We start from the raw sequence: 22,927 nt of genomic DNA, 5'->3' as shown, positions 1-22,927 counted from the left end.
CGCCGGGCTACGCTGACCGCCGGAGGACGCGACCACGGGGGCTGCCGGATGACGACGACGATGCTGGACACCGACCGCGCACTGGTCCAGGCCGCCACGGCGGTCGCCAAGTTGCGTTGCCGCAGCGAGAACCACACCGTCGCGGCGGCGGCCCGGACCAGCGACGGCCGGGTCTTCACCGGAGTGAACCTCTTCCACTTCACCGGTGGCCCCTGCGCCGAGATCGTGGCCCTCGGTGCCGCCGCCACCCAGGGTGCGGGGGAGCTGGAGGCCATCGTCGCGGTGGGCGACCGGGGGCGCGGGGTGATTCCGCCGTGCGGCCGGTGCCGGCAGGTGCTGCTCGACTACCACCCGGGCATCCAGGTCATCGTCGGGCCGCTTGACGCACTACGGAAGCTGCCGGTCACCGACCTGCTGCCGGAGACGTACGTCTGGGCCGACCAGCGCCTCGACGCGTCGGCGATCGTCCGGACCGGTCACTGGCCGATGCCGACTGTCCCGGCGAGCCGACCCGCCTCGGAGGACTGAGCGGGCACTGTCGTCCGGCGGTCCGGTTCGGCCCACCACCGGCCCGGCGAGCCGAACCGACGCTGCCGACGGGCGGCGTGAGGCCGATGCCGTCCTGGCCGACCCGTCGTGACGTCCGCCGCCGGCACGAAACCGCAGGTGGATCGACAATCCTCGGCTAGGTGACCCTAAGGTGCTCGAATAAGGTGAGGCGAACTGTGGATAACTCGGGCGGGTCGACTGACGCCGGCATGAGAGGTCGAGCTGCCCTCGGGAGGCTAGATCACGCTGCACCCATGTTGTAGTGGCCTCCAAGACTAGGGATGCCACTACAACATAGACAACACCGTTGTGTTAGGTGGAACGGCTGTTCGTCACCCAGCGCTGCCTCGCCGATCATGGAGTTGTGGTGGGTGACAGAACGCCTGTAAAGCCCCCAAGGTCGGCACCACCACTCCATGATCGCCAAGCGGGCCCACCCCGGTCCCCGATCGGGCACTTCCTGTCCCGGGTTGACCAGCCGCCCACGGCGTTAACGCAACGGTGTTGACAACATTGATCGAGCACGATCTTGCTCGGTGATCGTGTCCAGTAGGACGCCGGGCGGGGCGGGTGGGTGACGACGCAGCAGCGTCCCTGCCACGAAGAGGCCCCGACGCTGCTGGGGGGGGGCTTGCTGCTGGCGGTGGGCTTGCTGCTGGCGGTGGGCTTGCTGCTGGCGGTGGGCTTGCTGCTGGCGGTGGGCTTGCTGCTGGCGGTGGGCTTGCTGCTGGCGGTGGGCTTGCTGCTGGCGGTGGGGGCTCGTGGCGCGTCGGGGTGGGTGGCGGGGACGACGGGGTCACTGCCGGTCGGGAGTGGGCCCTGCCTAGTAATCTTGGCCCTGTCGGGGTTGGCCTGTCGGGGTCAGGCGGCGGTGGACCAGATGGCGCGGAAGGCGGCGGCCTCGCCGGCCAGCCACTGCTCGACCTGTGCCGGCTTGACGTGGTCGGGCGTCCGGAGCGCCACGCCGCGACGGACGTCGACCAGGACTGGCTCGGCGTGCGGCAGCACGGCGTCCATGTGTCGGGCCATCAGGTGCAGGGTGGCCAGGGCCGCCTCCTCGCTCGGCGGGGCCTCGTCGAAGTGCAGCCGGACCGCCTCGGCGTGACCGTCGGCGTACCGGATGCCGAAGTGGGGGTTGATCTTGACTGGGAGGTCGCCGAGCATCGCGAGGGCGTCGCGGGTCTGCGCCAGGTCGATGCCGGTCGGCTCGCCGAGCGATTCCAGCCAGGCCGTCGCGCCGGGAGTCAGCGCCTGGTAGAGCGGACGCCAGCGCGGCTTGACCACGTCGGCGATGCCGGCCAGGTGGGTGCCGCCGGTGTGGAAGGCGATGTCGGCCTTGAGCGCCTTGACGAACTGGCCGTGCGGGTTGAACCCGTGCCGGCTGGCCCGCTGCTTGCGCAGCCCGCCGACGAAGCTGGCCTTGGTGGGGCCGGTGCGGTCGACGTACCGGGTGAAACCGAGCAGGGTGGCGTACGGCGTGAGGGGGGCGGAGGTGGGCGCGGTCATGGGCGTCCTCCCAGCTCAGAAGGTCGATTAGTACATACATTCTAATCGACGGGGGTGACATCGCCCAGGGCAGAAAAGGGGCCGTCCGGACGCACCGGACGGCCCCTGGAAAGAAAGTTCGACGGCCCCTGCGAAGAGCAGGCTAGAGCTGCCCGACGTCCGTCACCCGGACCACGGCGGCCCCCACCTCGTCGGAAGCGCCGAGGTCGACCTCGGCGCTGATCCCCCAGTCGTGGTCGCCCTCCGGGTCGTCCAGGATCTGCCGGACGGTCCACTTCTCCCGCCCCTGTTCGATCATGAGCAGCGCGGGCCCCCGGGCGTCCGGTCCCACCCCGATCCCGTCGTACGCCTCGAAGTACGGCTCCAGCGCCTCGGCCCAGGCGTCCGCGTCCCACCCGGATGCGCCGTCCAGCTCGCCGAGGTCCCACCAGCGGCGCAGGGCGGCCAACTCGACCCGACGGAACAACGCGTTGCGGACCAGCACCCGGAAGGCGCGGGCATTGCGGGTGACCGCCGGCACCCGCTCCTCCAGCGACGCGTGCGCCTTGGCCGCGTCGGCGACGTCGGAGGGGTTGCGCAGCCGTTCCCACTCGTCGATCAGGCTGGAGTCGACCTGGCGGACCAGCTCGCCCAGCCACTCGATGAGGTCGATCAGCTCCTCGGTCTTGGCGTCCTCCGGGACGGTCTGCCGCAGCGTCTTGTACGCGTCGGCGAGGTAGCGCAGCACCAGCCCCTCGGACCGGGTCAGCCCGTAGAACTGTACGAACTCGCCGAAGGTCATCGCGCGTTCGTACATGTCCCGGACCACGGACTTGGGGGAGAGCTGGTGGTCGGCGACCCACGGATGCCCCTGCCGGTACATCTCGTACGCGGCGTGCAGCAGTTCGGCAAGCGGCTTGGGCCAGGTCACCTCGTCGAGCAGCTCCATGCGGGCCTCGTACTCGATGCCGTCGGCCTTCATCGCGGCGACCGCCTCGCCGCGCGCCTTGAACTGTTGCGCGGAGAGCACCTGGCGCGGGTCGTCGAGGATCGACTCGATCACGCTCAACACGTCCAGGGCGTACGACGGGGACTCGACGTCGAGCAGTTCGATGGCGGCCAGGGCCAGCGGCGAGAGCGGCTGGTTGAGCGCGAAGTCGAGCTGGAGGTCGACGGTGAGCCGGACCCGCCGGCCGGTCTCGTCGGGCGTGTCGAGCTGCTCGACCACCCCGCCTGCGCGCAACGCCCGGTAGATGGCGATCGCCCGGCGGATGTGCCGGCGCCGGGCGGCGGCGTCCTCGTGGTTGTCGGTGAGCAGGTGCCGCATCGAGGCGAACGCGTCACCCGGCCGACCGATCACGTTGAGCAGCATCGAGTGGCTGACCTGGAAACTGGAGGTGAGTGGCTCCGGCTCGGCCTCGACCAGGCGTTGGAAGGTCGGCTCGCCCCAACCGATCGAGCCCTCCGGCGGCTTCTTCTTCACCACCTTGCGGCGCTTCTTCGGATCGTCACCGGCCTTGGCCAGGGCCTTCTCGTTGTCGATCACGTGCTCGGGGGCCTGCACCACCACCCGCCCCAGGGTGTCGAAGCCGGCCCGACCGGCCCGGCCGGCGATCTGGTGGAACTCGCGGGCCTTGAGCAGCCGGGTGCGTACCCCGTCGTACTTGCTCAGGCCGGTGAAGAGCACCGTGCGGATCGGCACGTTGATGCCCACACCCAACGTGTCGGTGCCGCAGATGACCTTGAGTAGCCCGGCCTGGGCCAGCGTCTCCACGAGTCGGCGGTACTTGGGCAGCATGCCGGCGTGGTGCACGCCGATGCCGTGGCGCACCAGTCGGGACAGTGTCTTGCCGAAGCCGGAGGTGAACCGGAAGTTCCCGATCGCGGCGGCGATCATGTCCTTCTCGGCCCGGGTGCAGACGTTGACGCTCATCAGCGCCTGGGCGCGTTCCAGCGCGGCGGCCTGGGTGAAGTGCACGACGTACACCGGGGCCTGCTTGGTCTCCAGCAGCTCTTCGAGCGTCTCGTGCAGCGGGGTCATCGCGTACGAGAAGATCAGCGGGACCGGCCGCTCGGCCGAGCGGACGACGGCGGTGGACCGGCCGGTACGCCGGGTCAGGTCGTCGACGAACCGGGTGGTGTCCCCCAGGGTGGCCGACATCAGCACGAACTGCGCCTGCGGCAGCTCGATGATCGGCACCTGCCAGGCCCAGCCCCGGTCGGGCTCGGCATAGAAGTGGAACTCGTCCATCACCACCTGGCCGACGTCGGCCCGTGCCCCCTCGCGCAGCGCCAGGTTGGCCAGGATCTCGGCGGTGCAGCAGATGATCGGGGCGTCGGCGTTGACGCTGGCGTCGCCGGTGAGCATGCCGACGTTCTCCGCGCCGAACACCTCGCAGAGCGCGAAGAACTTCTCCGAGACCAGGGCCTTGATCGGGGCGGTGTAGAAGCTCGTCCGGTCGTCGGCCAGGGCGGTGAAGTGCGCCGCGATCGCGACCAGGCTCTTGCCCGAACCGGTAGGCGTATTCATGATCACGTTCGCGCCGGAGACGATCTCGATGACCGCCTCCTCCTGGTGCGGGTAGAGGTCCAGCCCACGCTCGGACGCCCAGCCGGCGAACGCGTCGAAGAGGGTGTCGGGGTCGGCGCTTCGAGGCAGCGCGGCAGTCAGCGTCATAGCGCCCCCATCGTGCCCGCAACACCACCCCCCACGCCAACCGGGTCACCGCCGCCCGCCCCGGTCAGCCCCCGTCCGCCCATGCGCCGGCAGTGCCGTGTGGAATCGCAAGAGCGCTGAAGTAGCGGTATCGCCAGCGGTCGGACGCCACCGATCGGTGATACAGCGGAGGCGTGCCGTCAGCGACGGCGGTGGATCAGGTCGAAGACGGGGCGGCCGGCGGTCAACGCCCGGCGCTCGAACTTGGTGACCGGGCGGTGGGCGGGGCGGGGCGCGTAACCGGCGTACACGTCCTCCAGTTCCGGGTCGGCGGTCAGCGTCGACCGCATCGACTCGGCGTACTCGGCCCAGTCGGTCGCGCAGTGCAGGGTGCCGCCGGGGGCCAGCCGGGAGCGCAGCAGCGCCACGTGCTCCGGCTGGATGATCCGCCGCTTGCGGTGCCGCAACTTGGGCCACGGGTCGGGGAAGAACACGTGCACCGCGTCCAGACAGCCCTCCGGCATGGCCCGGACCAGGTCCAACGCGTCGCCCTCGGCGACCTGGACGTTGCCCAGGCCGTGGTGCTGCACCAGGTCGAGCAGGCGGGCGATGCCCGGGGTGTGCACCTCGACCGCCAGGTAGTCGCGGCCCGGGTCGGCGGCGGCCATCGCCGCGGTGGCGTCGCCCATCCCGGAGCCGATCTCCAGCACCACCGGGGCGTCGCGGCCGAACAACCCGGCCGGATCGACCGGCCCGTCGAGGTCGGCGATTGCTGTCCCGTACGCCGGCCACAGCCGGGTCAGCGCATCGGTCTGCCGGCCGCTCATCCGGCCACGCCGGGGGTGGAAGGTGCGGATCCGGGTGGCCGGCGGGGCCACCGGGACGGCGGGGTCAGGGTCGAGGGAGGTCACAGCGACCCGAGCGTACGCGACGGTTCCGTCGTATCGGATGTGCCGTCGGTCGGAGGGTGAGACGATTCATCCCGTACGGCAGGTCGGCGCGCAGGTCGGTCCGGCGCTGCCCGGGACGCCGGAGGGGGAATGGTGTCGATCATGCTGCACCGCGCCGCGCTGGCGGTCGCCGCCGGTGCCCTCGCCTCCGCCTGGTGCAGCACCGCCCCGGCCTCGGCCGTCCCCCTGCGGAACGCCCCGCCGCTTGTCGCCTCACCGGTTGCTGGTCCGCCGGCGGTTGCCCGGTCGGCGGCCGACGCGCGGGAGGTCGTTTCGCTACCGGCTGTTCGACAGGTGGCCGCCCCGCCGGTGGCCGCTCCGGTTCCCGGGCCGGGGCAGCCTGGGCCGGACCAGGGTGGGAACCCGCAGCCGCCGCCCGGCGTCCTCTTCGTCGAGGTGACGCCGGGCACCGTCGAGCCGGGTTATCTGGTCGGCATCCGGGCGAGCTGTCACGACAACTCGATCCCGGCGACAGTCGTCTCGGACGCCTTCGGCCGGGTCCAGGTCCAGCCGCAGCAGGGGCTGCTCAGGGCTGCTCCGATGGTCAGGGAACGGGTCCGGCCCGGCAGCTACCGGATCAAGCTGGAATGCCCCGACGGGGCGACCGCCTCGACGTCTCTCCAGGTGGTCGAGAAGGTGAAGCCCAGCCCTGGGCCGCACACCGGCTTCGGCGGCGCGGCCGACAGCGGAGTGCCCGGGGGCCTGCTGGTGCCCGGCGGGCTGGCGTTGACCATCGCCGGGGCCGTCGTCGGGATCGTGGCGGCCCGTCGGCCGCGCGGCGTCGCCGGGAGCTGACCATGCCCCCGCCACCCGCCTCCTCGGGTCCCCGAAGCGGCCCGCTCCCGCCACCCGCCAGCCCGAACCCGCAGCACCACGACCCGATCCGGCTGCCCGGTAGCCTGGTGACGCCGGGTAACGGTCCGTTCCCGCCGCCCGGTGGGCCGGTGCCGCCGGGTATCTCTTCGCTCCCGCCGCGTGGTGGCTGGTTCCCGCCCACCGGTGGGCCGTCCGCGCAGCTGCGCGCCCCGGGTCCGGCGGCGTCGCCGGGTGGTCCCCCGGAGTCGACCCGGAACCCCTGGTCGGTGCCGGTGGCTGTGCTGCTGGTGCTGCTCGGGGTCTTCGCCACCGGGGCCGGGTTGGGTCGTACGGTCGGGCCCCTGGACCGGACCGACGCGTCGCCGCAGCGCCCGGTGGCCGGTGCCCGGACGAGCCCTCCACCGGGCAGTCTGCCGGCCAGCCGACCAGTGCGGCTCGCCGTGCCGGCGATCAAGGTGGCCGCCCCGGTGGCCCCGGTCGGTCAGGCCCGGGACGGGTCGATCGACGTCCCCCCGCTGGACCGGCACCACGAGACCGGCTGGTACGACCGGGGCCCGACCCCCGGCGAGCCGGGCCGGGCGATCATCGTCGGGCACGTCGACTCGAAGGACGGGCCGTCGGTCTTCTACGACCTGCGCAAGCTCAAACCCGGCGATCGGATCGAGGTGACCCGGGACGACCGCCGGGTGGTGATGTTCCGGGTCGACTCGGTGGAGTTCTTCGACAAGTCGGCACTGCCCGCCGACCGGGTCTACGGCGACAGCGGAGCGCCGGCCCTGCGGTTGATCACCTGTGGCGGCCAGTGGATCGGCGGGCGTACCGGCTACGCCGACAACGTCATCGCCTTCGCCTCGCTGGCCGAAACCCGCTCACCCTGACCCCCGTGCCCCAGGCACCGGCCAGATCCGGTCTTGACCGTCGTGCCCCAGGTGCCGGCCGGGACCCGTTCACCCTGTCGGGGCGTGCCCGCAAGCACCTGCCGTGACCTGGCGCTGACGGCCGCGCTCCACGCGATATTGCGGGGACGCCATCGGGCGGCGATGGCAGGATCGGCGCGGTGACGGCGGACGTGGTGCAGCAGGCGTTCAGGTGGATCGAGTCGGTGGCGGTGCCCGCCGACGGTGGTCTGGGCTGGCAGGAGGCGGGCGAACGCTTCGACGATCTCTATGCCGGGACCGCTGGGGTGCTGCTCGGCTGCGCCGAGGCCACCAGCACCGGCCGCCACCCTGCCGACGGGCCTGCCGTCACCACGACGGACGGTGGCGTCGCCACCGCGGCGGGGTCGGCGCTCGGCCGGGTCGCGGCCGGTGCCCGGGGCCGGTTGGTGCATCTTGCCCGGCACGAGCCCGACGCCGCGACGTTGCCCGACGACGGGTTGTTCGGCGGCTGGGCCGGGGTCGCTGTCGCGTTGCGCGCCTGGTCCCGGGTCTCCGGCGACCGGACGGCCCTCGACACCGCCGCGTCGGTGACGGCACGGATCGCCGAACGGCTGCTGCACCGGCCAGTGGACCCGGGCCGGTGTTCCGACGTCATCTCCGGCGACGCGGGCATCCTGCTGGCCCTCCTCGACGCCCTCGACGATGGTGCCGACAGCGTGGTGACGCAGGCCGCACACGTCCTCGCCGACGGGCTGGTGGGGCTGGCCGAGGAGCGGCCCGACCGGCCGCACTGGCGGATGCGGGCGGGGGACGAGCGCCTGATGCCCGGCTTCTCCCACGGTACGGCCGGCGTCGCCTACGCCCTCGCCGCTGCCGGCGTCACCCTGCATCGCGACGATCTGCGCGACATCGCCGTCCGCGCCGCCGACGGCCTGCTGGCCCTGGGTCGCCGCCCCGACGGGTGGGCCCTGCCGTTGCTGATTCCGCCCCACCCGGACCGCCCGGCGGTCGCCTTCGGCTGGTGCCACGGCCCGACCGGTACGGTGCGGCTCTTCGCTCTCCTCGACACGGTCGACCCGCAGCCCCGCTGGGGGCAGGCCGTCGAGGAGTGCCTGGGGGCGCTGCGCGACAGCCGTGTCCCGCAGCGGATGTACCCGGGGTACTGGGACAATCTCGCCCGCTGCTGCGGCACGGCCGGGGTCGGGCAGTTGCTGGTCGACCGCTTCCAGGACGCCGCCGACCCTGCCCTGCTCACCTGGGCGAACACGCTCGCCGAGGACGTTCTTTCCCGTGCCCTGTCCACCCCGGCGGGCGGCACCTGGTCGAACACCGAGCACACCCGGACCCCGCCGGAGCTGCCGCCGGAGCCCGGCTTCATGCAGGGCGCCGCCGGGATCGCCGGCTGGCTCGCCCGGCTGGCCGCCCCCGCCACCGCGCCCGTCCTACCCTGGCTCTGACCCGGTCCGCCGCCTGACCCGGTCCGTCGCCCAGCCGGTCCGCCGGCCGTCACTCCGGTAGGTGGCGTCGAACGTGTCGATCGGTGGCCGTGGGAGGTCGACGTCGTCGGACGGTCCCTGTCGGGCTGACGGTGCCGGCTACCTGTCGGGCTGACGGTGCCGGCTCCCCGTCGGGCCGGTGGCGGTGGAGTCCCGGCCCGGCCCGACGGCATCGCTGTTCAGCCCTTGCCGGTCACCTGCTGGACCACCTCGAACTCCAGCAGCGTCGCGCCGGAGGCGACCGGTCGCCGCTGCTCGCCACCCTCACCACCGGCGTGCGCGGCCCGGGACGGCCCGGCCGCCCATGCCTGGTAGGCCTCCTCGGTCTCCCACCGGGTGTAGACGAAGTAGCGGCTCTCCCCGGCGACCGGGCGCAGCAGCTCGAAGCCGAGGAAGCCCGGGGAGTTCTCCACCGCCCCGGCCCGCGCGGCGAACCGCTTCTCCAACTCCTCGCCGGCACCGGGCGGGACGTCGATCGCGTTGATCTTCACGACTGCCATCCCACCACCCTAGCCCCGCCACTGCCGCCGGACCGTCCGGCGGCCAGCCTGGCCGTACGCCGTCGGTGGTGCCCGCGCGACGCGGAGCTGCCGTGCAGGATGCGGCGGGCGGACCCGGTGCGGTGCGCGGCGCGCGGGCTGCGGGGCGTGGGCGCATGCCGAGCGCGGGGAGACGCGCTTCCGGCGGGGGGAGCGCGGAGTGCACGCGGCTTTGTGGAGAGTTGTTGTCGCCAGGGGCGCCAGGGGCGCCAGGGGCGCCAGGGGCGCCAGGGGCGCAACAACTCTCCACAATACGCCTGCGTCGCCCGGTCGCCGGCCGGGTGGCGGGCGGGGGCGGGCAGCCGTCGGCAGAGTGGTGGGGAGCAGCGCGGCCAGCGCGGGACGGTTCAGTAGGCGGGCGGGCGGGCCCAGGTCATGAAGCGGTCGGTCAGGTCGGCCTGGCGACCGCTGTCGAGTTGCGTCAGGTGGTCGGTCGCCTCCACCGACAACCGGGACAGCAGAATCAACAGACCCGGCCGGCGGCCCCGGCTGCGGGGTGTGCCGGCGGGCACCCGCCGGCATCAGGAACAGGGTCCGCCGCCGCACCGCGTCACCGGCACCATTCAGCTCGTACGCGTCGATCCACACCCACCCGTCGTACGTGTGCCAGTCGGTCAGCACCCGGATGACCCGGACCGTGATCGGCCGGCTGAACTGCACGCTTGCCTCCCTGGTCAGGTGCAGCAGGTCACCGGCGGCGACCGCTACCCCGGGCACTGCGGCCCCCGGTTGCGCCGCCCCGCCCAGCGGTGCGCCGGCACGACGCCGGTGATCCGGCCCGGCCCCCGGTAGGGCGGGATGAACGGACCGATCGGGCCGGGGACGATCGGGCGCGCGGGTGGTGGGGGCGGCGGCGGTGGGTTCGGGGCGGGTGGTGGTTTCGGCTGCTCCTCGGGCACGGCGGGGTCCCTTCTGTTCGTGAGGTGTTGGAGGAGGGGCCGTCCGGTCCCCTCCTACCGGACGGCCCCTCGGCAGACGCGACCGGTGGGGATCTCACCCGGACCGGCGGCGTCGCTCTGAAGTCCACCCTGCCGAGAGTTGCGGTCCGAACACACCGCGTAGCAGGATGGCGGCGAACGTTCAGAACGTCCGGAGGGGACTCGGGATGAATCGGGCAGTGATCGAGGCGATGACCCAGAGCGGCGAGACCGCCGAGAGTCTCGCCTCCCGGGTCGGGGTCGACCCCAAGACCGCCGCACGGTGGGCGAGCCACGGACGGATTCCCCAGACCCGTCACCGCGCGCAGGTCGCCATGGCGCTGGGCAGGGACATCCTGGAGTTGTGGCCGGAGGCGCTGCGGCGGCGTGAGCCGGTGTGGTTCCGCCGGTGGGCCGACATCGAGCGTGAGGCGATCGCCTTGCGCGGGTTCGAGCTGGCCTGGATTCCCGGGCTGCTCCAGACCGAAGCCTACGCACGGGCGACCCTGGCGGGTGAGGCGCTCACCGAGGAGGAGGTCGACCAGCTCACCAAGGCGCGGATCGGCCGGCAGTCGGTCCTGCACCGGGCCCGCCCGCCGTTGCTGGTCGCCGTCATCGACGAGGCGGTGCTCCGCCGGCCGGTGCGGGGGCGGCCCGAGCTGATGCGCGAGCAGTGCGCCCACCTGGCCGAGTGCGCCGAGCTGCCGACCGTGCAGGTGCACCTGGTCCCGGCGGACACCGGGATGTACGCCGGCCTCGGTGGGCCGTTCATCGTGGCCGACCTCGACGACGGGACGCGGGTGGCGCATGTGGACGGTCAGGTGCGGGCGCAGATCATCGACCAGCGTCAGGATATCGCTACCTTGGAGCAGCGCTGGGCGCGCATAGTGGGAGAGGCCCTGCCTCGGGCCCAGTCCCTGGATCTCATTCGGAAGGTGGCGGCAGCATGGACGTGACCGGTGCGCGGTGGCGCAAGAGCACCAGGAGCGGCAACAACGGCGGCAACTGCGTCGAGGTGGCGGACAACCTGCCCGGCGTCGTCCTCGTCCGCGACACGAAGGACCGCGACGGCGGGATGCTGACCTTCGCGCCGGCCGCGTGGCGCGGCTTCGTCGCCTTCACCAGGGCGTCCCGCCCTCAATAGGCAGCCACGGCGTGCCGCACGGGTAGGCAGCGAGGGCGTCCCGCCCTCAATAGACCGGCCCAGGCGTCCCGTCCTCAATAATCAGCCCAGACGGCCAACCCTTGAGACACAGCCAGGGTGTCCCGTGCCCCGATAGGCAGGGCACACCCGGTCTGCTCGGCGGCGCTGTCCCGGGGCGGGTCAGGGCACGTCGACGGCCGGCGGGAGGTCGGTGTCGACCACGATCGGGGCGTGGTCGGAGGGGCCCTTGCCCTTGCGGGCCTCCCGGTCGACGTAAGCGGCGCGGACCGTGGAGGCCAGCGGCGCGGAGGCGTACACCAGGTCGATCCGCATGCCCTTGTTCTGGTGGAACATGCCGGCCCGGTAGTCCCAGTAGGTGTACGGGTGCGGCCCCTTCATCGGGGTGGGCACCACGTCGCTGAGCCCGAGGTCGCGCAGGGCGGCCAGGGCGGCCCGCTCGGCCGGGGTGACGTGCGTCGAGGTGGCGAAGAGCGCCGGGTCCCAGACGTCGGCGTCGGTCGGGGCGACGTTGAAGTCCCCGCAGACGGCGACCGGCCCACCGGCGGCCACCTCGGGCACCAACGCGTCCCGCAGCGCGGCCAACCAGGCCAGCTTGTACGCGTAGTGCGGGTCGTCGACCGCCCGGCCGTTCGGGACGTACACCGACCAGACCCGGACCCCGGCGCAGATGGCGGCGATGGCCCGCGCCTCGGGCCGCGGAAAGCCCGGTTCGCCGGGGAAGCCGACGGTGACGTCGGTCAGGCCGGCGCGGGACAGGATCGCCACGCCGTTCCACCGGCCGTCGCTGTGGCTGGCCACCTCGTAGCCCAGCTCACCGACCTCGGCGACGGGGAAGGCCCCGTCGGGACACTTGGTCTCCTGGAGGCAGACCACGTCCGGCGCGGTGCCGGCCAGCCAGTCAAGCAGCCGGGGTAGCCGGGCCTTCACCGAGTTCACGTTCCAGGTCGCCAGGCGCATGTGCCAAGCCTGCCGCATCACCGCCCGCCGCGCCGGGACGGCCCGCCGTGCCGCCGACTCGTGCTGCCAGGCCCCGTCGTGCTGCCGGTTCCGTCATGCCGCCGGTTCCGCCGTGCCGCTGACTCGTGCTGCCGGCCCCGTCGTGCGCTTCCGCCGGGTCGGGACCTCCGCGCGTCTGCCCGGCGGGCGTGGGGGCGCTGCCGGGCGGGAGCGCCGGCCGGAGCCACCCGACCGGCGGTGCTCCGCGCGACGGCGGTCCCGACCGAGGTCGTCGCCGCCGGCGTACGGGTGGGTCAGGTGCCGGGGGTGTCGCCGGGGCGGGTCTGCTCGGCGAGGTAACGCTCCAGCTCGGCCCCCAGCTCGTCGGCGGTGGGCAGCGGGCCGGACTCGGCGGCGAGCAGGTTCTTCTCGCCCCGACCCCGGGCGAACGCGTCGTACTGCTCCTCCAGGGCCTTGACCAGCGCGGCGGCCTCGTCGGTCTGGGCGACCTGCCTGTCGATCTCCACCCGGACCACCTCGGCGGCGGAGCGGAGGCTGTCGTTGGGTAGCAGCAGCCCGGTGCTGCGCGACACCGAGGAGAGCAGCACCTCGGCGGCGGCCGGGTACTCGGTCTGTGCGACGTAGTGCGGCACGTGCGCGGCGAATCCGAGGGCGTCCCGGCCGAGCTTGCCGAGGCGGTATTCCAGCAGGTGCCCGACGCTGCCGGGCACCTGCACCCGCTGCAACCACGGCTCGTAGCCGGCGATCAGCTCCCGCCGGGTGGCGTGCGCGGTGACCCCGGTGGGACGGGTGTGCGGAACGGCCATCGGAATCGAGTTGAGCCCGACCGTGAGCCGGACGTCGAGCCGGGCGGCCACCACCCCGACCGCCGCCACGAAACGTTCCCACTGCAGGTCCGGTTCCGGGCCGGTGAGCAGGAGGAACGGCGTCTCGTCGTCGTCGTTGAGCAGGTGCAGGGCCAGCTCGGGGGCGTCGTACTCCTCCCAGTGGTCCTCGACGAAGGTCATCACCGGCCGGCGGGACCGGTAGTCGAAGAGCTGGTCGACGTCGAAGGTGGCGATCGTGCGGGCGTCCAGCGAGGTGAGCAGCTGCTCGCGGGCCAGCCGACTGGCGTTGCCGGCGTCGACGAAGCCGGTGAGCGCCTGGATCAACACCGGCTGACCGAGGTCGGGCAGATCGTCGGTGAGCTGGTACAGCTCGTGTGGGTCGAGCACCGGTCGGACCTCCTGAGGAAACGCGCGTACGGGTGGCTCGCACGGACGGCACCCGGTTCGGGGAACGTACCCGTCACCGCCATCCATTCCATCACTGGGCGCGTCGTGACCGATCCGGCTACCAAACCCGGAGGAAGCCGCCAATTCGCCAGGTGTGCCGGGTCGGCTGGGCCGGACGGTTCCGTCCTGTCGGCCAAAAGGCGGACATGGTGGATCATGTAGGTGGCCGGTGTGGTCTGGCCTGTCGACCACACCTCACGACGCCGTGCGCGGTCGCTGACCGTAATGCCCGTTGCGGGAGGTCTGGTGGCCGGGCGACCCGTCCAGGGTGCGCGTCCTGCCGGGAGGTCGGCGATTGTGGCGAGGCCCACTCTGTGACGGTGGGTTACCGGAGCAGGGCATGCCTAGCCTCGGCGGATGCGTGACGACGACACCATCGACGACCAGGGCGCCCCCAGTGGCATGACTGGCCGTTCGGACGACACCCCCTCGTCCGTTCAGGTCGGCGTTCTCCGTGAACCCCGTTTCCTCCGTACCCGCCTCGGCGGGCTCGTTAACCCCCTGTACCGGCGCCCGGCCGGCACCCGGGTGGCCATCGCTGCCGGCGTGCTCTGCTGCCTGGGTGCCACCGCCGTCGCCGGCGTACAGGCCCTACCGGCCGATCGGGCCGGCGACCGGGTCGGCACCGAGGCCGCGCTCGCCGAGCGTGCTCAGCAGGCGGCCTCCCGCGGTGAGGTCCGTACGCCGGTCACCATCGTGCCCAGCACCCCTGCCGCCACCCCGAGCACCGCCACCCCGAGCACCGCCACCCCGACGCCGGCAGCGACCAGGACCACCAGACCCAGGCCCAGGCCCACACCGAAGCCGAGGCCGAAGCGGATCGTCCCGGTAGCCGGCCTCGACCGGGCTCAGATGGACAACGCCATCAAGATCGTCAAGGCCGGGCGGGCGATGGGCGTGCCCCGCCGGGCCCTGGTCATCGCGGTGGCCACCGCGATGCAGGAGAGCAACCTCTACAACTACGCCAGTGGTGTGCTGCCCGAGTCGCAGGACTACCCGCACCAGGCGATCGGTTGGGACCACGACTCGGTCGGGTTGTTCCAGCAGCGCCCGAGCAGTGGTTGGGGCGAGGTCGGCCAGTTGATGGACCCGGCGTTCGCCACCCGGGCGTTCCTCACCGTGCTGCTGGAGATCCCCGGGTGGGAGGACCTGCCGCTCACCGTCGCCGCGCAGGCCGTACAGATCTCCGCCTACCCGGATCTCTACGCCCAGCACGAGTGGCGGGCGACCGAGGTGGTCGCCGCCGTCCTGGTCTGAGCGGTCCCGCCCACCCGACCCGGTCCACCGAGCCCCGCTCGGGTGGGCCGGGTCGCCGGGCTCCCCGGACCGTCCGAGAATGACCACAGTGGACGATTGTTTGTTGCTCCGAGCGGGTACACATGACGCAGGACATCCGATCGGAGGACGACATGTCAGCATTGATGCAGCGGATCAGTTCCTTCCTGCGCTCACCCAAGGGGCAGCAGTTGGTCGACCGGGGGCGGCGCGAGCTGGCCAAGCCGGAGAACCAGGCGCGGCTCAAGCAGGCGGCCGGAAAGCTGTCGGGTCGCCGCCGCTGACCCCGCCGAACCGATATCCACCCCGGGAGCATCTGTGACCGACGCCGTGCCCGTCGACGACGAACCGACCGTCCCCACGCCGCCGGTCCCGGCGGCCACTCCGGCCGTCCCCGGGACACCGGCCGTCCCGGCGTCGACAGCCACGGTCCCGACGGCTCCTGCCCCGACACCAGCTTCCGCCCCGACAGCTGCGGGGACGGTGCCGCCGGTGCCGGGGGCACCGGCCGGTGATCCGAGCGACGCTCCCGAGGCGCCACCGGCCCGGCTCTGGGACCGGATGCGCGACGATCCGCAGTACGCCCCGGAGCACCTCGCCCTGGAAGCGGTCCGCCGACTCGGCCCGGAGGCGGCGCAGTGGATCGCCAAGGCGCGGGCGGAACGACCCGACGCCACCGCCGACCAACTGGCCGAGCAGGCGATCCGACGCTTCGTCAACCGGGCCCGGCTCTCCGGTGCGGTCTCCGGCGCGGCGGGGCTGCCGGGTGCGGTCATCGACGTCGGTGTGCTGGCCTGGACCCAGGCCCGGCTGGTGCTGCACGTCGCCGCCGCGTACGGGGCGGACCCGGTGCACCCGGACCGGGCCACCGATCTGCTCGTCCTGCAGAAGGTGCACAAGGCTGCCGAGACGGCCCGGTTGGCGCTGGGCGTCGCCGCCGGTCGGGAACGGGCCGGTGCGTTGTTCGGCCATGCGGCCCAGAACCCGCTCGGTCGGGTGATGCTGCAACTGGGCGTCCGGCTGGCCCGGATGGCCGGGGTGCGGGCGGCGAAGCGGGTCTTCGCCAAGGTGATTCCGGGAGCCGCGATCATCCTCGGCACCTGGGCCAACTCGTCGGCCACCAAGGATCTCGCCGAGCGCGCCCAGGTGCTCTACCGGGAACACCGGGGCGGGGTGCCCCAACCGCGCCGCTCCTGATCAGCTGACCACCACGCCGCGCCCGGCCAGCCGTCGGGCGCGGCACGGCGTCGTCGACCGGTGGCCGCAGAGGCGCCGAGGGCAGGTGCGGAGGCGCTGGCCGGCGGCCTCAGAGTCGCCAACCGGCGGCCGGGAAGGTCGCGTCGGCGAGCCGGTTCTGCCCGGCCACGTTGGGGTGGAACCAGTCCAGCGCGTTGACCTCGTCCAGGCTGAACCGCACCCGGTGCACCGCGCCGCCGTCGTAGCGGCACCGCGACCCGTACGCCCGGCAGGCCGCCTTGAGCTGGTCGTTGTACGCGTCGATCCGCTCGGCGAAGCGGGCCCGGCGGGCCCGGTCGGCCTTGGCGTCCGAGGTGGGGTTCGCCAGCAGCGCCGGGCAGATGCCGGTCTTCCAGATCCGCACCGCGCGGGACTCGGTGTGCCCGATCTCCCAGAGCCGGTTCAGGTCGGGGATGCTGGCGACCAGTACCCGGGCCTTGGGGCGGCCCTCCCGCAACACCCGTAACGCCCGGTCGACCTGGCTGCGGAAGGTGGCTGTAGCGGTCATCGCGTCGATGTCTTTGCGGCAGGCGTCGTTGGCGCCGATCAGCACCGTGACGTAGTCGGCCTTGTCGCGGACGGCAGCACCGGCCTGTCCGGCGAGGGCCTCGGCGCGGGCGCCCGGTACGGCATGGTTGCGGGCCCGGTTGCGGATCGGCGCGTCGGCGTCGAGCAGCCGTCGGTAGTGGCTCTCCACCCGGATGCCGTCGCCTGTGGACCAGGAGTTGCGTTGGCACGAGGTGAGCACCAGGCAGGAGCCGAAGCCGGTGGTGATCGAGTCGCCGAGGGCGGCCATCGTGGTGGGCAGCCCGGTCGGTGTCGACCCGCTCCTGGTGGGCCGGGGGGATGCCCCACCGCCCTCCTCGCAGCCGAGCGCGACCAGCGCCAACAGGCAGGCCACGGCGGCGACCCAGCGTCGAGGCATGCGTCTTCCCCCGGTCCGATGGCGCAGAGCGACAGCGCGGTCACTTTACGGGCCGGGTGGGGTGGGATGGTCCGCTCGTGTCGGCTTCCGGGCAGAATCCACATCTGGAAACATGAATCTGGTAGGAGTGGCGTCGGCGGGGTGCGGGCGGCCTCCGGGTCGGTGTCGGGCGGCCAGCGGCACCGCTGCGGGCGATTCGGGCGTCGGGGCCGGTTAGTGGCGTCCGTGCGGGGGTAGCCCGAGACGATGACGAGATCGCAGCCCCGGCGTGCCCGTGGCACGGTCGGCCACGCGTACAGTGCGTTGAACCTCCGGCTGGCGCTGGCCCTGTTCGGCCTGGTCACCATGACCGTCTTCGCGGTCGGAGCGTTCTGGGCCGGGCTGGTCTGGCTGGGGGCGGTCTGCGTGCTGTTCGCCGTCGTGGCGGTGGTCGACCTGGTCGTCATCCAGCGCCGCCGCGCTGCCCGCCGCCGTGAGCAGCCGGGCGCGCGGCACTCACTCTTCGAGTGACAGGAGTACGAGATGCCCATCGCCACCACCAACCCGGCCACCGGTCAACTGCTCAAGTCGTACGAGCCGATGTCGACCGAGCAGATCGACGCCGCCATCGAACGGGCCGACCTGGCGTTCCGGGATCTGCACCGGACCACGATCGCCCAGCGGGCGCAGTGGATGAACGCCGCCGCGGACCTGCTCGACGCCGAGCGCGACGAGACCGCCCGGCTGATGACCACCGAGATGGGCAAGACGTACGCCGCGGCGAAGGCCGAGGTCACCAAGTGTGCGACCGCCTGCCGGTTCTACGCCGCCCACGCCGAGCGGATGCTCGCCGACGAGCCCGCCGACGCCGCCGCGGTGAAGGCCAAGCGGGCTTTCGTGCGCTACCAACCGATCGGGCCGGTGCTCGCGGTGATGCCGTGGAACTTCCCGCTCTGGCAGGTGCTGCGGTTCGCCGCGCCGGCCCTGATGGCCGGCAACACCGGTCTGCTCAAGCACGCCTCCAACGTGCCGCAGACCGCGCTCTACCTGGAGGACGTGTTCCGCCGCGCCGGGTTCCCCGAGGGCGCGTTCACCACCCTGCTGGTCGGCTCGGACGCCGTCGACCGGGTGCTCAGCGACCCCCGGGTGCGGGCAGCCACGCTGACCGGCAGTGAGGGCGCGGGCCGCTCGATCGCCCAGATCGCCGGCCGGGAGCTGAAGAAGACGGTGCTGGAGTTGGGCGGCAGCGACCCGTTCGTGGTGATGCCCTCGGCCGACCTGGACCGGGCCGCCGAGGTGGCCACCACCGCCCGTTGCCAGAACAACGGCCAGTCCTGCATCGCCGCCAAGCGGTTCATCGTGCACACCGACGTCTTCGACGCCTTCGCCGGGAAGTTCGCCGCGAACATGGCCGCGCTGCGGGTCGGCGACCCGATGGACGCCGACACCGACGTCGGCCCGCTGGCCAGCGAGAGCGGGCGGGACGAGATCCACGCCCAGGTGCAGGACGCGGTGGCGCACGGCGCGACGGTGCTCTGTGGCGGCGAGAAGCCGACAGGCGACGGCTGGTTCTACCCGCCTACCGTGGTGACCGACCTGAACCCGCAGATGCGGATGTGGGCCGAGGAGGTCTTCGGGCCGGTCGCCGGTCTCTACCGGGTGTCGTCGTACGACGAGGCGATCGAGGTGGCCAACGGCACTCCCTTCGGGTTGGGCGCGAACGCCTGGACCACCGACCCGGCCGAGCAGGAGCGGTTCGCCACCGACCTGGACGCCGGCAACGTCTTCGTCAACGGCATGACCACCTCGTACCCGGAGCTGCCCTTCGGTGGGGTGAAGAACTCCGGCTACGGCCGGGAGCTGTCGGCGCTGGGGATGCGGGAGTTCTGCAACACCAAGACCGTCTGGGTGGGGGAGGGCGCGGCCACCGCCGGCGCCGGGGCGCACGCCGAGTGACACCGCGCCGACGCCCGCCCGCCCACGCCGGGTAACCGGCGTGGGCGAGCTTTAACCGGACACCGTCATGGGTACGGAAGGACGCCATGACGGTGTTCGGCTTCCACGCCTCCCACGAGCAGATCCATCCGAGTCGCCTGCTGGAGGCGGTGGTGCACGCCGAACGCGCGGGCTTCGACGCCGCGATGTCGTCGGACCACTTCTCGCCGTGGAGCACCCGGCAGGGGCAGTCCGGGTTCGCCTGGTCCTGGCTGGGGGCCGCGCTCCAGGCCACCGGGCTGCCGTTCGGCGTGGTCAACGCGCCCGGCCAGCGCTACCACCCGGCGATCATCGCGCAGGCCATCGGCACTCTCGGCGCGATGTACCCGGGCCGGTTCTGGGCGGCGCTGGGCACCGGCGAGGCGAGCAACGAGCACATCACCGGGGACGGCTGGCCGCGTAAGGACGTGCGTACCGCCCGGCTGCGGGAGTGCGTCGAGGTGATCCGGGCACTGCTGGCCGGCGAGGAGGTCAGCCACGACGGGCTGGTCCGGGTGGACCGGGCGAAGCTGTGGACCCGGCCGGAGGAACCGCCGGCGCTGATCGGGGCGGCGGTCAGCGTGGCCACCGCCCGCTGGTGCGCCGAGTGGGCGGACGGCCTGATCACCGTCAACGCGCCGACCGCACACCTGCGCGAGATGATCGACGCCTACCGGGACGCCGGCGGGCGCGGGCCGGTGCACCTCCAGGTGCACGTGAGCTGGGCGCCGGAGCAGGCCGAGGCGGAGTCGATCGCGTACGAGCAGTGGCGCAGCAACGTCTTCGCCCCGCCGGTCTGCTGGGACCTCGACACCGCCGAGCACTTCGACGCGGTCAGCGAGCAGGTGCCGATGGAGAAGGTCACCGAGGTGGTGAACGTCTCGGCCGACCTGGGCCGGCACGTCGGCTGGCTGGAGGAGTACCTGTCGCTGGGCGTCGACCAGATCGCCCTGCACCACGTCGGGCAGGAGCAGCGCGCCTTCATCGACACGTTCGGCGCGGAGGTGCTGCCGAAGCTGCGCGCCGCCGGGTGATCACGGCGGCCTGGTCGTACGCCTAGGCTGCTACCCCATGGAAGCTCTGTTCGAGGTCGTGGTCTTCCTGGCGATCGCGACCTTCGGCGCCGCGCTGGCCCGCAAGCTGGGTCTGCTCGCCCCGATCCTGCTGGTGGTGCTGGGCCTGGGGCTCTCCTTCGTGCCGGGCTTCCCGCACGTCCGGCTCGATCCCGACCTGGTGCTGGTGGGCATCCTGCCGCCGCTGCTGTACGTGGCGGCCCTGGGCACCTCGGTACCGGCGTTCCGGCTCAACCTGCGGCCGATCCTGCTGCTCGCGGTGGGGCTGGTGATCTTCACGGCCTTCGTGGTGGGGACGGTGGTGCACCTGTTCCTGCCCGATCTGCCGTACGCGATCTGCGTGGCGCTGGGCGCGGTGGTGGCGCCGCCCGACGCGATCGCCGCCACCGCGGTGGCCCGGCGGGTGGGGTTGCCCCGGCGGGTGGTGACCATCCTGGAGGGGGAGAGCCTGGTCAACGACGCCACCGCGCTGGTGCTGCTGCGGGTGGCGATCGTCGCGGCCACCGCCAGCGCCGGCTCGGTCAGCTTCGGGTACGTCGCGCAGGAGGTGGTGGTCGCCACCGGTGGCGGGGTGCTGGTCGGACTGCTGGGCGTGGTGGTCTTCGGGTTCCTGCACAAGCGGACCACCGACCCGTTGCTGGACAATGCGCTGTCGCTGATCGTGCCGTTCGCGGTGGTCTTCGCCGCCGAGGAGATCCACGCCTCGGGGGTGGTGGCGGTGGTGGTCACCGGGCTGGGGATCGGCCACAAGATGCCGCTGCTGTTGTCGGCCGCCTCCCGGTTGCAGACCGGCGCGTTCTGGCGACTGGTCCAGTTCCTGTTGGAGGGGTTGGTCTTCCTGCTGGTCGGCCTGCAACTGCCCGAGGTGCTGCGGGATCTCGACGAGCCGACCGAGCGGCTGGTGGGGATCACCGCGGCGGTGCTGGCGGCGGTCTTTCTGACCCGGTTCGTCTGGGTCTTCCCGGCCACCTATCTGGCCCGGCTGGTGCCCCGGGTGCGGCAGCGTGACCCGGCCCCACCGGTGCAGTTCCCGATCGTCATCGGGTGGGCGGGGATGCGCGGGGTGGTGACCTTGGCCGCCGCGCTCGGTCTGCCGTTGACGCTGGCCGGAGAGCAGCCCTACCAGCGGGCGCTGTTCATCTGGTTGGCCTTCGCGGTGATCATGGCGACCCTGCTCGGACAGGGGGCGACCCTGCCCTGGCTGGCCCGCCGGCTGAAACTGCCCCCGGACGACCCGGTGCAGGACGCGCTCTCCGCCGCGACGGTGCAGCAGCAGGCGGGGCGGGCGGCCCGGGAGCGGCTGGACGAACTGGCCGAGGGCGCTCCCGCAGCCGTGGTGGAGCGGCTGCGCGGGCTGGTGCAGAGCCGCACCAATCTGGCCTGGGAACGGCTCGGCGGCACCGACCGGGAGACCCCGTCCCAGGCGTACGGTCGGTTGCGGCAGGAGATGATCGACGCCGAGCGGGAGGTCTTCCGGGCCGCCCGGGACGAGGGACGGATTCCCGAGGAGGTGCTGGTGCGGGCCTACCGTGACCTGGACCTGGAGGAATCGTTGTTGCGACGGGAGACCGACTGATGAGCTGTGCGCACCTGACCGGGGCGGGGACCGCCGAGCCGACCGTCACCGACGTCTGCCCGGAGTGCGTCGCCGTCGGCAACGACGACTGGGTTCACCTGCGGTCCTGCCTGGAGTGTGGGCAGGTGGGATGTTGCGACTCGTCGCCGTACCAGCACGCGACGAAGCACTTCGAGTCGAGCGGGCACCCGGTGATGCGCTCGATCGAGCCGGGGGAGTCCTGGCGCTGGTGCTACGTCGACGAGGAGATCGGCTGAGGCGGGGAGCGGCTGAGCGGGGCGGCTGACCGGACGGTCGCGGCGGTATGACGGATCCGCTATTCGACCCTGGACCGGCCGACGGTCTAACATCGGTGAACATCTATCGATGGGAGGTCGGATGCTCCGACGACGAGAGTTCTCGCGTACCGCCGGGACCCTGCTGGCCCTGGTGCTCGCGGCGACCGGCGCGGTCACCGCGGCCGGCACCGGCGCGTCCGCCGCCGCGCGGACCGTCTACTACGACGCGAGCCGGGCCGGGGAGTTCCGCACCAACTTCGACCAGGCCGCGACGATCTGGAACAGCTCGGTGACCAACGTCAGGCTGGTCGCGCGCACGCCGGGCAACATCACCATCTACGTCGACACCGGCTGGCCCCGGGCGCAGACCACCAGCCTGGGCAACGGCCGGGTCTGGATGGGCACCCAGGCCGTCGACCAGGGATACGACCGGACCCGGATCGCCACCCACGAGATCGGCCACATCCTCGGCCTGCCGGACAACCGGACCGGCCTGTGCACCGACCTGATGTCCGGCAGCAGCGCCCCGGTCTCGTGCCGCAACGCCCAGCCCAGCGCCGCCGAGGCGTCCCGGGTCAACGCCCTCTTCGCCGGCTCCCTCGCCGCCCCGCCCGTCGGAACCAGCTACGTCTGGACCGGCGGGACCGTCGTCGGGCCCGCCGCCGTTCCCGTCGCGGTCAGCGGCAGCCCCGCCGCCTGAGCGCCACCCGGATCGGGCGCCCGCCTCCCGTACTGAGGCGGGCGCTCGGCTCCGGTGCCTGAGGCGGGGCGCTCGGCTCGACATGCCGCCGCCGATCTGAATGCCCGCCCGAACCTCGGCCTTCGGCCCCGGCTCCCGCTCGCCCGGCTCGCCGACCGATCCACTCGCGGCGGCCGGCCTTTGCCTGCGCTGTAGCCATGGTCCGGCTCCCGCTCGCCCTGCCCCCGCC

Annotated in this window: 22 protein-coding genes and 1 pseudogene; 15 read left to right on the top strand and 8 right to left on the bottom strand. The window is 72.7% G+C overall.

Annotated features, from left to right (window positions below; translation table 11 throughout):
* The first annotated feature begins 48 nt into the window (after window positions 1-48).
* Window positions 49-528, top strand: coding sequence for a cytidine deaminase family protein (locus tag AC0AIB_RS08280; RefSeq protein ID WP_328348628.1), 480 nt, complete (start codon window positions 49-51; stop codon window positions 526-528).
* Window positions 529-1,410: 882 nt separating this feature from the next.
* Here the strand turns inward: AC0AIB_RS08280 and AC0AIB_RS08275 are convergent.
* The 3 genes from AC0AIB_RS08275 to trmB form a co-directional block, all read right to left on the bottom strand.
* Window positions 1,411-2,055 (bottom strand): hypothetical protein, encoded by a 645-nt coding sequence (locus tag AC0AIB_RS08275; protein ID WP_328348627.1) that lies wholly within the window; start codon window positions 2,053-2,055, stop codon window positions 1,411-1,413.
* A 142-nt stretch (window positions 2,056-2,197) separates the two neighbouring features.
* Window positions 2,198-4,711, bottom strand: coding sequence for a DEAD/DEAH box helicase (locus tag AC0AIB_RS08270; protein ID WP_328348626.1), 2,514 nt, complete (start codon window positions 4,709-4,711; stop codon window positions 2,198-2,200).
* A 179-nt stretch (window positions 4,712-4,890) separates the two neighbouring features.
* On the bottom strand, window positions 4,891-5,517 hold the full coding sequence (trmB, locus tag AC0AIB_RS08265; protein WP_465096371.1) for a tRNA (guanosine(46)-N7)-methyltransferase TrmB: 627 nt from the start codon (window positions 5,515-5,517) through the stop codon (window positions 4,891-4,893).
* A 213-nt stretch (window positions 5,518-5,730) separates the two neighbouring features.
* Between trmB and AC0AIB_RS08260 the strand changes: the two genes are divergently transcribed.
* The 3 genes from AC0AIB_RS08260 (at window position 5,731) to AC0AIB_RS08250 (ending at window position 8,791) form a co-directional block, all read left to right on the top strand.
* Complete coding sequence (locus AC0AIB_RS08260) at window positions 5,731-6,435, top strand: hypothetical protein (RefSeq protein ID WP_328348625.1); 705 nt, start codon at window positions 5,731-5,733, stop codon at window positions 6,433-6,435.
* Between the two features lie 221 nt (window positions 6,436-6,656).
* Window positions 6,657-7,334 carry a class F sortase gene (locus tag AC0AIB_RS08255; protein WP_465096370.1) on the top strand — a complete coding sequence of 226 codons (678 nt, stop codon included), beginning with the start codon at window positions 6,657-6,659 and terminating at the stop codon, window positions 7,332-7,334.
* 179 nt (window positions 7,335-7,513) lie between these two features.
* Window positions 7,514-8,791: a lanthionine synthetase LanC family protein gene (locus tag AC0AIB_RS08250; protein WP_465096347.1), complete on the top strand. Its 1,278-nt coding sequence runs from the start codon at window positions 7,514-7,516 to the stop codon at window positions 8,789-8,791.
* Window positions 8,792-9,009: 218 nt separating this feature from the next.
* Here AC0AIB_RS08250 and AC0AIB_RS08245 read toward each other — a convergent pair whose 3' ends face one another.
* Together AC0AIB_RS08245 and AC0AIB_RS08240 are read right to left on the bottom strand one after the other, a co-directional pair.
* Complete coding sequence (locus tag AC0AIB_RS08245; RefSeq protein WP_091246605.1) at window positions 9,010-9,330, bottom strand: antibiotic biosynthesis monooxygenase family protein; 321 nt, start codon at window positions 9,328-9,330, stop codon at window positions 9,010-9,012.
* Window positions 9,331-9,716: 386 nt separating this feature from the next.
* Window positions 9,717-9,881, bottom strand: a complete 165-nt coding sequence (locus AC0AIB_RS08240; RefSeq protein ID WP_328348623.1) for a hypothetical protein — start codon at window positions 9,879-9,881, stop codon at window positions 9,717-9,719.
* 593 nt (window positions 9,882-10,474) lie between these two features.
* Between AC0AIB_RS08240 and AC0AIB_RS08235 the strand changes: the two genes are divergently transcribed.
* Complete coding sequence (locus AC0AIB_RS08235) at window positions 10,475-11,242, top strand: DUF5753 domain-containing protein (RefSeq protein WP_465096346.1); 768 nt, start codon at window positions 10,475-10,477, stop codon at window positions 11,240-11,242.
* Window positions 11,233-11,430, top strand: coding sequence for a DUF397 domain-containing protein (locus AC0AIB_RS08230; protein WP_328348621.1), 198 nt, complete (start codon window positions 11,233-11,235; stop codon window positions 11,428-11,430). The genes AC0AIB_RS08235 and AC0AIB_RS08230 overlap by 10 nt, the downstream gene beginning before the upstream one ends.
* Window positions 11,431-11,610: 180 nt before the next feature.
* Here AC0AIB_RS08230 and AC0AIB_RS08225 read toward each other — a convergent pair whose 3' ends face one another.
* Window positions 11,611-12,408, bottom strand: a complete 798-nt coding sequence (locus tag AC0AIB_RS08225) for an exodeoxyribonuclease III (RefSeq protein WP_328348620.1) — start codon at window positions 12,406-12,408, stop codon at window positions 11,611-11,613.
* Window positions 12,409-12,701: 293 nt separating this feature from the next.
* A complete protein-coding gene (locus tag AC0AIB_RS08220) occupies window positions 12,702-13,622 on the bottom strand; it encodes a proteasome assembly chaperone family protein (RefSeq protein WP_328348619.1) in 921 nt (306 codons plus the stop codon).
* A 417-nt stretch (window positions 13,623-14,039) separates the two neighbouring features.
* On the opposite strand from AC0AIB_RS08220, the gene AC0AIB_RS08215 reads away from it, so the two are divergent.
* The 3 genes from AC0AIB_RS08215 to AC0AIB_RS08205 all read left to right on the top strand — a co-directional run bounded on the left by AC0AIB_RS08215 (window position 14,040) and on the right by AC0AIB_RS08205 (window position 16,154).
* Entirely contained in the window at window positions 14,040-14,939 is a 900-nt protein-coding gene (locus tag AC0AIB_RS08215) for a peptidase M23 (protein WP_328348618.1), read from the top strand.
* A 152-nt stretch (window positions 14,940-15,091) separates the two neighbouring features.
* Window positions 15,092-15,241, top strand: a complete 150-nt coding sequence (locus tag AC0AIB_RS08210; protein WP_328348617.1) for a hypothetical protein — start codon at window positions 15,092-15,094, stop codon at window positions 15,239-15,241.
* Window positions 15,242-15,440: 199 nt separating this feature from the next.
* A complete protein-coding gene (locus tag AC0AIB_RS08205) occupies window positions 15,441-16,154 on the top strand; it encodes an EcsC family protein (RefSeq protein ID WP_442930828.1) in 714 nt (237 codons plus the stop codon).
* Between the two features lie 109 nt (window positions 16,155-16,263).
* Here AC0AIB_RS08205 and AC0AIB_RS08200 read toward each other — a convergent pair whose 3' ends face one another.
* Window positions 16,264-17,118, bottom strand: a complete 855-nt coding sequence (locus tag AC0AIB_RS08200; RefSeq protein WP_328348615.1) for a GDSL-type esterase/lipase family protein — start codon at window positions 17,116-17,118, stop codon at window positions 16,264-16,266.
* 246 nt (window positions 17,119-17,364) lie between these two features.
* Between AC0AIB_RS08200 and AC0AIB_RS08195 the strand changes: the two genes are divergently transcribed.
* From AC0AIB_RS08195 to AC0AIB_RS08170, 6 genes and pseudogenes are all read left to right on the top strand, one after another.
* Window positions 17,365-17,628: a DUF6343 family protein gene (locus AC0AIB_RS08195; RefSeq protein ID WP_328348614.1), complete on the top strand. Its 264-nt coding sequence runs from the start codon at window positions 17,365-17,367 to the stop codon at window positions 17,626-17,628.
* 12 nt (window positions 17,629-17,640) lie between these two features.
* The gene (locus AC0AIB_RS08190) at window positions 17,641-19,053 is read left to right on the top strand and encodes an NADP-dependent succinic semialdehyde dehydrogenase (RefSeq protein ID WP_328348613.1); all 1,413 of its coding nucleotides are present in this window, start codon (window positions 17,641-17,643) and stop codon (window positions 19,051-19,053) included.
* Between the two features lie 86 nt (window positions 19,054-19,139).
* Window positions 19,140-20,105 carry a TIGR03885 family FMN-dependent LLM class oxidoreductase gene (locus AC0AIB_RS08185; protein ID WP_328348612.1) on the top strand — a complete coding sequence of 322 codons (966 nt, stop codon included), beginning with the start codon at window positions 19,140-19,142 and terminating at the stop codon, window positions 20,103-20,105.
* Between the two features lie 37 nt (window positions 20,106-20,142).
* Window positions 20,143-21,720, top strand: a complete 1,578-nt coding sequence (locus AC0AIB_RS08180; protein ID WP_328348611.1) for a Na+/H+ antiporter — start codon at window positions 20,143-20,145, stop codon at window positions 21,718-21,720.
* Entirely contained in the window at window positions 21,720-21,977 is a 258-nt protein-coding gene (locus AC0AIB_RS08175) for a UBP-type zinc finger domain-containing protein (protein ID WP_328348610.1), read from the top strand. The genes AC0AIB_RS08180 and AC0AIB_RS08175 overlap by 1 nt, the downstream gene beginning before the upstream one ends.
* A 121-nt stretch (window positions 21,978-22,098) precedes the next feature.
* A pseudogene (locus AC0AIB_RS08170) lies at window positions 22,099-22,600 on the top strand (snapalysin family zinc-dependent metalloprotease); the annotation flags it as partial.
* Window positions 22,601-22,927 lie beyond the last annotated feature (327 nt).

The organism is Micromonospora sp. DSM 43699 (assembly GCF_055517075.1).
The sequence above is the reverse complement of the archived record's forward strand: the minus strand, read 5'-3'. Positions and strand labels throughout refer to the sequence as shown.